The sequence below is a fragment of the Alphaproteobacteria bacterium genome (genome assembly GCA_020638555.1).
In the GTDB taxonomy this organism is placed as follows: Bacteria; Pseudomonadota; Alphaproteobacteria; order Bin95; family Bin95; genus JACKII01.
This window is the reverse complement of record JACKII010000002.1, coordinates 248,852-261,789: the sequence shown is the minus strand read 5'-3', so window position 1 is coordinate 261,789 and position 12,938 is coordinate 248,852. Positions and strand designations below refer to the sequence as shown.

11 protein-coding genes are annotated in these 12,938 nt (G+C 68.4%); 7 read left to right on the top strand and 4 right to left on the bottom strand.

Features of this window, described 5'->3' with window-relative positions; genetic code table 11:
* Window positions 1-25 precede the first annotated feature (25 nt).
* Genes H6844_07330 through H6844_07315 form a run of 4 tightly spaced genes read left to right on the top strand, consistent with a single transcriptional unit; the run spans window position 26 to window position 3,344 of the window.
* The gene (locus H6844_07330) at window positions 26-925 is read left to right on the top strand and encodes a branched-chain amino acid ABC transporter permease (GenBank protein ID MCB9929208.1); all 900 of its coding nucleotides are present in this window, start codon (window positions 26-28) and stop codon (window positions 923-925) included.
* A gap of 10 nt (window positions 926-935) precedes the next feature.
* On the top strand, window positions 936-1,886 hold the full coding sequence (locus H6844_07325; protein ID MCB9929207.1) for a branched-chain amino acid ABC transporter permease: 951 nt from the start codon (window positions 936-938) through the stop codon (window positions 1,884-1,886).
* A complete protein-coding gene (locus tag H6844_07320) occupies window positions 1,886-2,638 on the top strand; it encodes an ABC transporter ATP-binding protein (GenBank protein ID MCB9929206.1) in 753 nt (250 codons plus the stop codon). Before H6844_07325 ends, H6844_07320 begins: the two co-directional genes overlap by 1 nt.
* Window positions 2,547-3,344, top strand: coding sequence for an ABC transporter ATP-binding protein (locus tag H6844_07315; protein ID MCB9929205.1), 798 nt, complete (start codon window positions 2,547-2,549; stop codon window positions 3,342-3,344). Before H6844_07320 ends, H6844_07315 begins: the two co-directional genes overlap by 92 nt.
* Before the next feature lie 194 nt (window positions 3,345-3,538).
* Here the strand turns inward: H6844_07315 and H6844_07310 are convergent, their stop codons facing one another.
* On the bottom strand, window positions 3,539-4,516 hold the full coding sequence (locus H6844_07310) for an NADPH:quinone oxidoreductase family protein (GenBank protein ID MCB9929204.1): 978 nt from the start codon (window positions 4,514-4,516) through the stop codon (window positions 3,539-3,541).
* Between the two features lie 110 nt (window positions 4,517-4,626).
* Between H6844_07310 and H6844_07305 the strand changes: the two genes are divergently transcribed.
* The 3 genes from H6844_07305 (at window position 4,627) to H6844_07295 (ending at window position 7,855) form a co-directional block, all read left to right on the top strand.
* Window positions 4,627-5,301, top strand: coding sequence for a cyclase family protein (locus H6844_07305; GenBank protein ID MCB9929203.1), 675 nt, complete (start codon window positions 4,627-4,629; stop codon window positions 5,299-5,301).
* Window positions 5,302-5,370: 69 nt separating this feature from the next.
* Window positions 5,371-6,591 (top strand): phosphonoacetate hydrolase, encoded by a 1,221-nt coding sequence (phnA, locus tag H6844_07300; GenBank protein ID MCB9929202.1) that lies wholly within the window; start codon window positions 5,371-5,373, stop codon window positions 6,589-6,591.
* Between the two features lie 4 nt (window positions 6,592-6,595).
* Window positions 6,596-7,855 (top strand): alkaline phosphatase family protein, encoded by a 1,260-nt coding sequence (locus H6844_07295; GenBank protein ID MCB9929201.1) that lies wholly within the window; start codon window positions 6,596-6,598, stop codon window positions 7,853-7,855.
* Between the two features lie 295 nt (window positions 7,856-8,150).
* On the opposite strand, the gene H6844_07290 is transcribed toward H6844_07295, so the two are convergent.
* From H6844_07290 to H6844_07280, 3 genes are read right to left on the bottom strand one after another with little or no spacing between them, the layout of a single operon-like run.
* A complete protein-coding gene (locus H6844_07290; protein ID MCB9929200.1) occupies window positions 8,151-10,085 on the bottom strand; it encodes an amidotransferase 1, exosortase A system-associated in 1,935 nt (644 codons plus the stop codon).
* Between the two features lie 40 nt (window positions 10,086-10,125).
* Window positions 10,126-11,679, bottom strand: coding sequence for an exosortase A (xrtA, locus tag H6844_07285; protein ID MCB9929199.1), 1,554 nt, complete (start codon window positions 11,677-11,679; stop codon window positions 10,126-10,128).
* On the bottom strand, window positions 11,676-12,935 hold the full coding sequence (locus H6844_07280) for a TIGR03087 family PEP-CTERM/XrtA system glycosyltransferase (GenBank protein MCB9929198.1): 1,260 nt from the start codon (window positions 12,933-12,935) through the stop codon (window positions 11,676-11,678). Before H6844_07280 ends, xrtA begins: the two co-directional genes overlap by 4 nt.
* Between the last annotated feature and the right edge of the window lie 3 nt (window positions 12,936-12,938).

Genomic DNA, 12,938 nt, shown 5'->3' with positions numbered 1-12,938 from the left:
TGCCCTGCGCTAGGACGCTTCGCCCATGCAAGGCCTGGAAATGCTGATAGGCAATCCGACATTTGCCTTCATTCAGGTTATGAACTCCCTGTCGATGGGGATGAACTATTTCATCATCGCCGCCGGCCTCTCCCTGATCTTCGGCGTCCTGCGCGTCATCAACTTCGCCCATGGCGCCTTCTTCATGTTCGGCGCCTACACCGCCTATACCGTATCGGCGGCCTGGGGGCTGGGCTTCTGGCCGGCGGTCCTGGCCGCGGCCCTGTTCCTGGCCGTGATCGCCGTGTTTCTGGAGCGCACGCTGTTTCAGTTCCTGTACGACAAGGAACACCTGATGCAGCTGCTGCTGACCTTCGCCATCGTGCTGATCATGGGCGACGTGGCCAAGGTTTTGTGGGGAACCGACCAGTACAGCGTCAGCTATCCGGAGGGCCTGGGCGGCGCCTGGAATCTGGGCATCACCTTCTATCCCAGCTACCGCCTCGTGCTCTGCCTGATCGGGCCGGTGATTCTGCTGGTGCTCTGGTACTTCACCGAGCGCACCCGCTGGGGCCGCCTGACCCGCGCCGCCACCCAGGACCGGGAAATGCTGGCCGCCCTCGGCATCAACGTGCCGGTGATCTACACGGGCGTGTTCCTGGTCGGATCGGCCCTGGCCGGGGTCGGCGGCGCGCTGGCCTCGCCCTTCAACTCGCCGGTGCCGGGCATGGACGTGTTCATCATCGTCGAGTGTTTCGTCATCGTCATCATCGGCGGCCTCGGCAGCCTGTGGGGCTCGTTCCTGGGCGCGATGATCTATGGCTTCGTGTTCAATTTCGGCTCGGTCATCCTGCCGAACTCACAGGACGTGCTGGCCTATCTGCTGTTGCTCGTGGTGTTGCTGATCCGGCCCTGGGGCCTGTTCGGCAAGCCGGAACAGGGCTAGGAGGCCCCCCATGACCAGCCCCATGAGCAAATCCGGTCAGGTCGCCTGCCTGATCGTTCTCCTGCTTCTGGCCGCCATCCCGTTCCTGGGCGAGGCCTATCTGATCGACCTCGCGACCGAAATCCTGGTGTTCGTGCTGTTCGCCCTCAGCCTGAACGTGCTGATCGGCTATAGCGGCAATGTCTCGTTCGGCCACGCGGCCTACTTCGCCATCGGCGGCTATGCCAACGCCATCCTGCTGACCACCTACCAGGTGCCGCTGGTGGTCAGCATGCCGGCGGCGGTGATTCTGGCCATGCTGGCGGCCATGTTCGTCGCCTGGTTCTGCACCCGGCTGACCGACATCTATTTCGCCATGCTGACCCTGGCCTTCGCCATGCTGGTCTGGGCCATCGCCTTCAAATGGCGCGACGTGACCCATGGCGACGACGGCTTTGTCGGCGTCACCGTGCCGGCCTTCCTGGACGACCGGGTCGGCTTTTTCTACTTCACCCTGGCCATCGTCGCCGCGGCCACGGCCGTGCTCTGGCTGATCTGCCACTCCGCCTTCGGCAAGGTGCTGGTAGCGGTGCGCGAGAACCGCACGCGCGCCGGCTTTGTCGGCGTCAACACGCGGCAGATGCGCTGGACCGCCTTCGTCGTCGCCGGCACCTTTGCCGGCATCGCCGGCGCCATCTTCGCCATGTACAACCGCGGCATGTACGTGGAGAACGCCTTCTGGACCCAGTCGGCCCAGGTGCTGATCATGGTGCTGCTGGGCGGCATGTACTCGTTCTTCGGCCCCGCCATCGGCGCCGCCGCGCTCTATCTGCTGGAGCGTTTCACCAACGAATACACCGAGTACTGGCCGACCGTCCTCGGCGGCATTCTGCTGGTGATCCTGATGTTCCTGCCGGAAGGCCTGGTGGGTCTGGCACAGAAGGTCAAAGGCAAGCTGGCCGGCCAGGGAGGGTCGAACTGATGGCTGTCATCCTCGAAACCAAGGACCTGATGAAGGATTTCGGCGGCTTCATCGCCACCAACCACGTCTCCTTCCAGTTGGAAGAGGGCGAGCGCCACGCCATCATCGGCCCGAACGGCGCCGGCAAGACCACCTTCTTCAACCTGATCACCGGCCACCTGACGCCATCCGCCGGCCGGGTGCTGTTCGAAGGCCGGGACATCACCGGCCTGGCGCCGCACAAGGTGGTGCGGCTCGGCCTCGCCCGCTCGTTCCAGCGCATCAACATCTATCCGCGCATGACCGTGTTCGAGAATGTGCAGGTGGCGCTGATCGCCCGCGACCACAAGCATTTCAAGCTGTTCACGCTCGGCGAGCCGCAAAACCGCGACGAGACCGCCGAACTGTTGCACCTGGTCGGCCTCGACGCGGAAGCGACGGAGGTGGCGGGCGAACTCTCCTATGGCAAGCAAAAGCAACTGGAACTGGCCATCGCGCTGGCGGAAAACCCGCGCGTGCTGCTGCTGGACGAACCCACCGCCGGCATGAGCCCGCAGGAAACCGACGAGGCCATCGCCCTGGTCGACCGCATCACCCGGGAACGCGGCCTGACCCTGTTGTTCACCGAGCACGACATGGGGGTGGTGTTCGGCATTTCCGACCGCATCAGCGTGTTGCACCATGGCGAGATCATCGCTTCCGGCCTGCCGGACGAAGTGCGCAACGACCCGGAAGTCCGCCGCGTTTATTTGGGAGAGTCCCTCGATGCCTAACCCCCAGCTTGAAGTGGACGGCATCCACACCTCCTACGGCCTCAGCCAGGTGCTGTTCGGAGTGTCGTTCACGGTCGAACCCGGCCAGATCGTCTCGCTGATCGGCCGCAACGGCGTCGGCAAGACCACCACCATGCGCTCGATCATGGGCCTGACGCCGCCCAGGCGTGGCATGGTGCGGTTCGAGGGCCGGGACATCACCGGCCTGCCCGCCCACCGCATCTCGAAACTGGGCATCGGCTTCGTGCCGGAGGAGCGGCGGATTTTTCCCGACCTCAGCGTCTGGGAGAATCTCGACATCGCCCGCCGCCCCGCCGCCGGCGGCAAGGAGGGCTGGGACGAGAACCGGGTGTTCGAACTGTTCCCCGACCTGCGAGAGATCCAGAAGCGCGCCGGCGGCGTGCTCTCCGGCGGCCAGCAGCAAATGCTGACCATAGCCCGCTGCCTGATGGGCAATCCGCGCCTGATCCTGCTCGACGAACCGTCGGAGGGGCTGGCGCCGCGGGTGGTCGAGAACCTGCGCGAACAGGTGAAAATGCTGAAGGAGACAGGCATTTCCATCGTGCTGGCGGAGCAGAATCTGGGCTTCGTGCTCTACCTCTCCGACTACTGCCACATCATGGAAAAGGGCGAGATCAAATACTCCGGCACCCCTGCCGACCTGCGCGCCAACCAGGAAGTGCTGGACCAGTATCTGACGCTGTAGGCGCCCCCACCGCCCCTGTTCCCCGGAGGTGGCGGAGCGCCCCTGTTCCCCGGAGGTGGCGGAGCCGCCATCCGGGGCCGGTGTCATTCTTCGAACACCGCCGGCTTGGGTGTTCGCAAGAGCGACCGATCCCGGCCCCCGCTCCGCGGCGGCCGGGAAACAACCGCCTCCCCGTCATGCCGAGGGGTGCCCGGTCAGTCCCCCACCCGCACCATGACCTTGCCATAGGTCTTGCGGGTGTCCAGCGCCTCCAGCGCCGCCGGCACCTCGTCCAGACCGTAGGTGCGCCAGACGCAGGGCGCGATCTTGCCTGCGGCCAGCAGGCGGAAGCAGTCGGCCACCACCTCGTGCGCAAACGCCGGGTCCTCGGTCAGGTAGCGGCCCCAGATCGCGCCGACGGCGCTGGCATTCTTCAGCAACAGCCGGTTCGAGGCGATCTGCTGGATCGCACCGCCGGCAAAGCCGATGATTACCGCCCGGCCCTCGAACGCGATCACCTTCAGCGCCCGGTCGAAGGTCTCGCCGCCGACGGGATCGAACAACAGGTCGAAGCCCTTGCCGCCGGTGTGCTCGCGCACCGCGTCGATCCAGGCATCATCGCTGTAGTCCAGCGCCAGTTCCGCGCCGTTCTCCAGGCAGACCCGGCGCTTTTCCTCCGAGCCCGCCAGCGCGATCGGCCGGCCACCCCAGGCCTTGGCCAGCTGGATCGCCGCCAGGCCGACGCCGCCGGCCGCGGCCGAGACCAGCACGAACTCCCCTTCCCGCAACTGGCCGCGCCGTTGCAAGGCGATGTGCGCGGTCGGATAGACCACCGGGATCGCCGCCGCCTGCTCCAGCGGCACGCCGTCCGGCACCCGGTTGGTGGGGGCGTTCCTCACCAGGCAGTATTCCGCGAACGCGCCCCAATCCGGTTGCGAGGCGACCCGGTCGCCCGGCCGGAAGTCGCTGCCGGGTCCGGCCGCCACCACCTCGCCCGCGATCTCGCAGCCGGGGGTGAAGGGGCGGGGCGGCTTCACCTGGTATTTGCCGCCGATCATCAGATTGTCGAAGAAGTTGAGCGCCGCCGTGTGCACCTTCACGAGGGCCTGGCCCGGCCCCGGTTCCGGCACCGGCATTTCGGTGAGTTGCATGGCGCGGGCGGCGCACCAGTCTTGAACCTGCCAGGCTTTCATCGGCAATGGGTCTCCGGTCGGGGTTGAAACGGCACCTCCACTCTTGCCGCAAGCGGGCCGGGGCTGCAAGGTGGCAACCATCAAGAGCACCAGCGAAGGACCCTGCCCCCGTGCGGCGCCATATCGATCTGTCCACCCCCGTTGTCGAGAACCATTTCCGCTGGCCGGTGGAACGCAGGCTCTTGAAAAGCCACGAGGCCGGCGACCATGTGCAGGCCACCTGGGCCGGGTGGATCGTGCACGGCTTCACCCACATGGACGCGCCGAAGCACTTCGTCGCCGACGGCTTCACCACCGACCATATCACGCTCGACATGACCTGCGGCGCCGGCGCGGTCGTGGATATCTCGGACGTCGGCCCGAACGAGCCGGTGACCGAGGCGATCGTCGCCCGGGCCGGCGCGCACGTGCAACCGGGCGATTTCGTGCTGCTGCGCAATGCCTGGGACCTGAAGGCCGATATCGCCACGCCGGATTTCTGGGCCACCGCCCCCTACATGACGCGCGAGGCCGCGGTCTGGCTGCGCGAACGCGGCATCAAGGCCATCGGCTACGACTTCCCGCAGGATTACTGCATCCGCAACTTCCTGACCGGCGATGGCCGTGCGACGGCGGAGGACCATGTCACCCACTGGGAGTTGCTGCGCCACGGCGTCATCATGTTCGAGTATCTCTGCAACATGCACCAGATCCGCACCGCCCGGCCGGAGGTGATCGGCCTGCCGGTCAAGCTGCCCACCTCGGATGGCGCGCCGGCGCGGGTGATCGCGATCGAGGATGTTTAGGCGGAAGCGCCAACCGCCGCGCCCCGAACCATCATATCCCGGACGAATCGCACGGGAAGGACAGCCACGGTGAGCAAGACGCTGGAAGTCAACGACCGCCCCTATGCCTGGCCCGCGGTGCCGAGCGTGGTGATCTGCGCCGACGGCCTCGACATGGCCTATCTCGAAGCGGCGGAGGCGGCCGGTCGCGCGCCCTTCTTCGCCCGGGCCCGCGCGGAAGGGCGCCTGCGGCTCTGCAAGGGCGCCATGCCCAGCTTCACCAACCCGAACAACTGCTCCATCGTCACGGGCCAACCGCCGGCCGTGCACGGCATTGCCGGGAATTTCTTTCTGGAGCCGCGCTCGGGCGAGCCGGTGATGATGAACGACCCCGGCTTTCTCCGCGCGCCCTCTATCCTGGCGGAATTCAGCCGGGCCGGGGCCAGTGTCGTCGTCATCACCGCCAAGGACAAGCTGCGCCGCCTGCTGGGCCACGGCCTGGACCCGGCAACCGCCATCTGCTTCTCGACCGAATTCGCGGCGGACGTGACGCGGGCCGAGCACGGCATCGACAAGGCACCGATCGCCTTCGACATTCCCAGCGTCTATTCGGCGGAGGTCAGCGCGGCGGTCTTTGCCGCCGGCCTCGCCTTGCTGGAGAGCCACAGGCCCGACCTGATGTACCTCTCCACCACCGACTACATCCAACACCTGTACGCGCCGGAGGAAGAGGGTGCGCTGGACTTTACCGAGATGGTGGACGGCTATTGCCAGACGCTGGCGAATGCCGGCGCGCACGTGGTGCTGACGGCCGACCACGGCATGAACGCCAAGCACCTGCCGGACGGACGGCCCAATGTCGCCTATCTCCAGGATTTCCTGGACCGGTTCGCGCCGGGGGCCATGGTGATCCTGCCGATCACCGACCCGTATGTGGTGCATCACGGCGCGCTGGGCAGTTTCGCCACCGTCTATGTGCCGGCGACCGACAATGTGGAATCCGTTGCCGTCATGCTGCGCGACCTGCCGACGGTGGAATTGGTCATCACCGCCGACGAGGCCAGCGAGGTGTTGGACCTGCCCCGCGACCGTATCGGCGACCTCTGCGTGCTCGCCCGCCGCGACGCGGTGCTGGGCACGCGCGAGGAGGAGCATGACCTCTCCGCCCTGACCCGGCCGTTGCGCAGCCATGGCGGCCTGCACGAACAACCGGTGCCCATGGTCTCCTCGCACCCGCTCATCGCCTGGCCGGACAAGCTGCGCAATTACGACGCCTTCGACGTGATCCTGAACCGGATCCGGGAGGCCTGAGCCCATGCCCCTCCGCACACGCCGTGCCGTGCTGCTGATGTGCGACGGCCTCTCCCGCGAGTGGGTCTCGCCGGAATGGACGCCGAATCTCTGGGCGTTGCGCCAGCACGGCCTCTGGTGCGCCGATCACCGCGCCGTGTTCCCGAGCGTGACCCGCGCCTCCGCCGCCTCGGTCGCGACCGGGCACCAGCCGGGCCGTCACGGCCTGCACGGCAATCGCATGGGCTTTCTGGTCGACGGCCGGCTGGAGGTGCGCGACGCCGGCCTGCCGGACTTCCGCGACCACATGCGCCGCGCCACCGGCCGCACCCTGCGCGTGCCGACCCTGGCGGAGCGCCTGGGCGGCGACGCCATCGCCTTCTCCAACGTCTCGCCCGGCGCGGCCTATTTCCTCGACCCGGACCATCACGGCCATGTCTATCACCGCGCCGGCAGTTTCGGGCCGGGCGGCGTGCCGATCACCGGCGCGGACGCCCTCGCCGTCGCCTCCGACGCGCAGGGCGATGCCGTCATGGTCGCGCGCTTCTGCGACGAGGTGCTGACCCGACGCCGCCCGCGTCTCGCCATCTGCTGGCAATGCTCCCCCGACAAGACCGGCCATGGCCGGCCGCTGCTGGGGCCGGACCACCGCGCCGCGCTCGCCGCCGCCGACCGGCATGCGGGCCGGATCGCCGCCACGGTCGAGCGCCTGCGGGCCGAGGGCGAGGCGGTGCTGGTCCTGGTCGGCTCCGACCACGGCATGGAGAGCATCGGCCCCCGCGTGCACGTGGCCCGGCGGCTGGTGGAGGCGGGCCTGAAGGACAGCCCGGACAGCGGCGACGTGGCGGTCGCCTGCCAGGGCACCAGCGCCCTGGTCTATGTCGCCCCGGACTCCGAGGCGCGGGTGCCGGCCCTGCGCGCCTTCCTGCAAGCCGCGGCCTGGGTCGGCGCGGTGATCGAGGGCGACGCGCTGGAGGCGCTCGGCGCCCGGCGCGAATACGGCCTGACCTTCGCCCTCGACATGGCGCGGCTGGACCGGGACAACGGCCACGGCGTCCCCGGCCAGCGCTATGAGGCCATTGACGGCCCGGAGAGCGACGCCGGCGGCGGCTTCGCCCAGCATGGCGGCCTCGGCGCCCGCGAGACGGCCCCCTTCCTCATTGTCGACGACGGCAGCGGCCGCGGCCGGGAGCGCGCCGAGGCGTCATCCCTCCCGCACATCGCCCCGACCATTCTCGGCTATCTGGGAGTCGCGGCGGACGGCTTGCCGCCGTCACTGCTGTGATGGTGACGGCCGAAGGTGTGTGAAAAACCCACGATTGCCGGTGTTTCCCGGCCGAGCCGAAGGCGAAAGCCGGGACCGGTCGCTCTCGCGAACACCGGCGGCGGCGGTGTTCGAAGGATGACACCAGCCCCGGATCGGCGCTCCGCACCGTCCGGGGAACAAGATCGATGCTCCGCACTGTCCGGGGTGCAAGATCGGCGCTCCGCACCGTCCGGGGTGCAAGATCGGTGCTCCGCACCGTCCGGGGTGCAAGGACGCCTCGCCCGCCCGGATCAGGCGGCAACCGCCACCCCGATCACGCCGCAACCGCCGCCGAGGCCGCGCCCCGGTGCTGCCAGGGTTTGGCCAGAAACGCCTCGAACATGATCAGCGCCCAGAGCACCTGGGAGTTGTCGGCGCGGCCGGTGCGGTGATCGGCGGCGAGGCGGGCGACGAAGCCCATGTCGAACAGGCCGCTGGTCGCCAGCCGGCCGTTGCTGGCCACCAGGGCCTCGATCCGCGGCTCCAGCCCGCCGCGCAGCCAGCCGGCCAGCGGCATGGAGAAACCCTGCTTGGTGCGGTAGAGCAATTCCCGCGGCAATAGCGGCTCCAAGGTCCGCTTCAGGATCCACTTGCCCTCGAAGCCGTTGACCTTCAGCCGGTCCGGCAGGCCGATCGCCCATTGCACCAGGTCCGGGTCGAGCAGCGGCGGGCGCACTTCCAGCGAGTTCGCCATCGCCGCCCGGTCGACCTTCACCAGCATGCGCCCGGCCAGCCAGGTTTTCATGTCCACATACTGCGCCACCCGCAGCGCGTCGTCGCTGTCGGCCGCCTCGGCATGGCGGCGGATGACCGAGACCGGGTCGTAATCCCGCAGCGAGGCCGCGAGATCGCCGCTCAGCAGCCGCGCCCGCAATTCCTCCGGCAGCACGGTGATGGCGCGGAAATAGCCGCCGGCGCGGTCGCGCGACAGCGCCTCGAACGTCGCCTTGGCCCGGAACATGCGCGGCGCCCAGGCCGCGCGCGGATAGGCCCGGGCCAGCGGCCCGAACACCAGCCGGCGCAACCCGGCCGGCAGGCGCGCCTTCACCGCCTCCTCGCGCATATGGAAGGGGTAGCGGCGATAGCCGGCAAACGCCTCGTCGCCGCCATCGCCCGACAGCGCCACCGTCACCCGGCTGCGCGCCAGCTTCGAAACCCGGAAGGTCGGCAGCGCCGACGGGTCCGCAAACGGCTCGCCATAGGCCAGCGCCAGCCGCCCCACCAGGTCGACCGCTTCCAGCTCCACCACCTCGCGGTAATGGTCGGTGCCATAGCGCTCGGCGACCATCTGGGCGTAGGCGGTTTCGTCGTATTTCGGGTCGGGAAAGCCCATGGCGCAGGTGCGCACCGGCGTCTCCGAGGCCCCGGCCATCAGCGCGACGATGCCGCTGGAATCGACGCCGCCGGAGAGGAACGCCCCCAGCGGCACGTCCGAGACCATGCGCTCGCGCACCACGGCGGCCAGACGCTCCGCCAACTCCTCCTGCGCCTCTTCGGCGCTAAGGGCCGGGCCGGCGGCGGCGCTCAGCCGCCAGTAGGGTTCCGGCACCACCGCCGCCGCGTCCATGCCGCGGCAGAGTTCGAGTTTCTGCCCCGGCTCCAGCTTGAACACGCCCTGATAGATCGTCTTCGGGTCCGGCACATAGCCATAGGCGAAATAATCCGCCACCGCATCGGGCCGCAGCGGCGGCTCCGCCTCCAGCCCCACCAGCACCGCGGTGATCTCCGAGGCGAACAACAGCCAGCCATCGGCGGTGACGCTGTAGTAAAGCGGCTTCTCGCCCATGCGGTCGCGGGCCAGCAACAGCGTGTCGGCCGCCTGATCCCAGAGGGCGATGGCGAACATGCCGTTCAGGCGGGTCAGCCCGTCCGCGCCCCAGGCGTGATAGCCTTGCAGGATCGCCTCGGTATCCGACTGGGTCAGGAACGGGTGGCCCTTGGCCTCCAATTCCCGGCGCAGGGCGCGGTAGTTGTAGATTTCGCCGTTGTAGACGATCTGCAATCGCTGCTGCGCGTCGGCCATGGGCTGCTGGCCGGTGTGCAGGTCGATGATCGCCAGCCGCCGGTGCCCCAGGCCGATGCCCGGCGCCAGATGGGTCCCCTCCCCGTCCGGCCCGCGATGGACCAGGGCGGCGTTCATGCGGCCCAGCCGCGCCGGGTCCACCGGGCGGAGGCCGGCAAGGTCGAACAATCCTGCGATACCGCACATGGGCCGGTGCTCTTCTGGTTCGGACGGGGCGGCCGATCGCCTAGTGGGCGCCGGCCTGCCGGCGGAGATAGGCGTTCAGGTTCGGCGTTGCATCCAGGAAACGCTGGATGGTGTCGCGCAACGGTTCCAGACCGTCGGCGTCCACGGGCTGCAGCATCGTGACGGCGACGGCCGCCGCCGCCTTGTTGCCGTGGGAGAGGGCGCCGGCGATCTGGTAGAGCTTCGCCTGCACCGGATCGGCCGTGAACCGGCCGGCGATCCAGTACCAGTAGGCGGCCACCCGGGTCGCCCCGCCATGGCCCTTCATCCGCTCCAGCCGCACCTGCATCGGCGCACCGTCGATCGTCAGGCCGATGCGGCGGGTTTCGAGCCGTTTCCAGGTCTCGTCATCGGCCATGCGGTTGGCGTGATAGATCACCTCCCGGCCCTGGCCCTGGGCCGGATAATAGGCGATGAACAGGCTGACCTGGTCCGAACCGTCGCGATAGGTCTGGAGCAGTTCGGCGGAGGCCCCGCGGAAGACCGGCTTCCATGGCGGTTGCAGCTCGCCGCCCGGCTGCCAGGGGCCGGCGACGGTTGGCGGCTGCAGTGTGGTCTGGCCCTGCCAGGAGCCGCTGTCGATGATGACGGCCGCATAGGCCGGCCCCAGCGCCATCAGCGCCGCGGCCGCGGCCACGAACGGCCAGTTCCATGCGGGCACCGGTCGGCTCGCCGCCCGCGGGTCCGGCTCGAAATCGCCGATGCGCCGGTCGGCGAACAGATTGCCGATGAACAGGCACAGCAACATGATGACGGTGAAGAACCCCCAGCCATAGACCAGATGGTCGACGCCGACGGCGTATTCGTTGTCGGTGACATGGGCGATATAGATGATGCCGAACGCGCGCACGCCATTGGCGAAAATCGGCACCGCGATGCTGATGGCAATGAAAATGACCCATTTCCACCACTTGCTGTAGGCGAGATAGGCGAAGACGAAGGCCACCACCACATTGGCGATCAGGAAGCGGATGCCGGCGCAGGCCTCCGCCACCTCGAACATGCCGTTCGGGATTTGCAGAAAGACGCCGTCGCGCCAGACGGGGATGTTGACCCAGCCCAGCAGGGTAACGGAGAAGTCAGCGGTGATGTCCTGCAACCGCGGCACCAGCTGGTCGCCCGCCGGCACCATGAAGGCCAGGAACGCAATCGGGAACCAGATCAGCCGCAGCATGTGCCGCCCGACCAGCCCGCCGGCCATGGCGATCAGAATGCCGACAAAGCCCGCATGCTGGAGCAAGCGCACGTCGCCGGCATAGCCCACCAGCCAGACCAGGCCCGCGAGCACGATCAACGGCAGCGCCAGCCATTCCTGCCGGATCGGCACACCGACCAGCGTATGCCGTCGCATCCAGATCAGATAGGCCGCCATCGGGGCGACGAAGAAGCCGTGATTGAAGGTCGGCGTTCCCCACCACACCCGAACCAGCGAGTCGGCGGTGTCGTAAAACACCAGGATGCAGAGGACGCAGAGCCCGGCATAGACCAACCCCACGCGCAACAGCGGCGAACCGGATGGCGTCTCGTGGCCGGTGGCAGTCTCGGTCGCAGTCACGCGGCGGTCTCCTGCGTTTGCGGAGCCTCATCCCGGAGCGGACGGACCCGCGCGATAATCGAATCCAGCACCGCCATCTGGGCGGGCCAGCCATAGGCCTCCACCATGCGCCGGCGCGCCTCCGCGCCCATGGTCTCGGCCCGCACCGGTGTCGCCAGCAGGTCGAGCACGGTGGCGGCGAACGCCTCCGCACCGTCCGCCAGCGCCAGTTCGACGCCGGGAACGGCCTCGATGCCTTCGAGCGCCTGCGGCGTGCACACCACCGGACGGGCGAGCGCCATCGCTTCCAGCACCTTGTTCTGAATGCCCCGGGCGATGCGCAGCGAGGCGACGCTGAGGCTGGCGTGGCGCACATAGGGGCGGATGTCCTCGACCCGCCCGGTCACCGTCACGTTCGGCCGTGCGCCGAGCGCCTGCACCTCCGCCGTCGGGCGGGCGCCGCAGATGACGAACTGGGCGCGCGGGTGCACGGCCAGCACCGCCGGCAGCACGGCGTCCGCGAACCACTGCACGGCATCGACATTGGCCCAGTAGTCCATGGCGCCGGCAAAGGTCAGGATCGGCGCGTCGCCATGGTCGGCGGCATAGGGGTTCGGCAGCTCGGCCTCGGCGGTGAACCAGTCGAGATCGACACCGTTGCGCACGCCGAACACCCGGTCCTCGCCCAGGCCGGAGCGCTGGCGGAACAGGGCGGCCTCGGCCTCGGACACGAACAGGCTGGCGCCGACCGCGCCGGCGATGCGGGCCTCGGCCACGGCCAGTTTCCGCGCCTCGCGGCCATAGACCCACGACATGGGGAAGGACTTGCCACGGGCGTATTGGGCCCACTTGTCGCTGTCGACATCGACGAAATCGACGATGGTGGGCAGGTCGCGGGCACTCTCGCGTAGCAGGAAGGGCGCCACCTGCCCGGAAAAGCCGAAGCCCAGCACCGGCCGTTCGGCGGCCAGGATCCGGTCGACCCAGCGGGCCAGCCCCCGGCTTTCGTAATAGGGAAAGTTCAGCGCCTCGCCGCTCAGAAACCCTTTCAGGCTTTTCAGCTTGGCCGCGGTCGGGTCCAGACGCTCGAAATGGCAGCTGGCGCAGAGATCCTCCAGCAGGCCCGTGTGCTGCCAGTCCTCTTCGGCGTCGATGAAGGTGCCGAGGTGAACGGCATAATGCTGCGCCAGATGGCGCAGAATGTTCCACGAGCGGATCTTGTCGCCCTTGTCCGGCGGATAGGGGATGCGATGGGCGAGGAAGAGGAGCGGTTCCACGGC

Excerpts from the sequence above, each read along its gene's own strand:
- H6844_07330 (MCB9929208.1), top strand. The coding sequence starts at position 26 with ATGCAAGGCCTGGAAATGCTGATAGGCAATCCGACATTTGCCTTCATT.
- H6844_07325 (MCB9929207.1), top strand. The coding sequence starts at position 936 with ATGACCAGCCCCATGAGCAAATCCGGTCAGGTCGCCTGCCTGATCGTT.
- H6844_07320 (MCB9929206.1), top strand. The coding sequence starts at position 1,886 with ATGGCTGTCATCCTCGAAACCAAGGACCTGATGAAGGATTTCGGCGGC.
- H6844_07315 (MCB9929205.1), top strand. The coding sequence starts at position 2,547 with ATGGCGAGATCATCGCTTCCGGCCTGCCGGACGAAGTGCGCAACGACC.
- H6844_07310 (MCB9929204.1), bottom strand. The coding sequence starts at position 4,516 with ATGAAAGCCTGGCAGGTTCAAGACTGGTGCGCCGCCCGCGCCATGCAA.
- H6844_07295 (MCB9929201.1), top strand. The coding sequence starts at position 6,596 with ATGCCCCTCCGCACACGCCGTGCCGTGCTGCTGATGTGCGACGGCCTC.
- H6844_07290 (MCB9929200.1), bottom strand. The coding sequence starts at position 10,085 with ATGTGCGGTATCGCAGGATTGTTCGACCTTGCCGGCCTCCGCCCGGTG.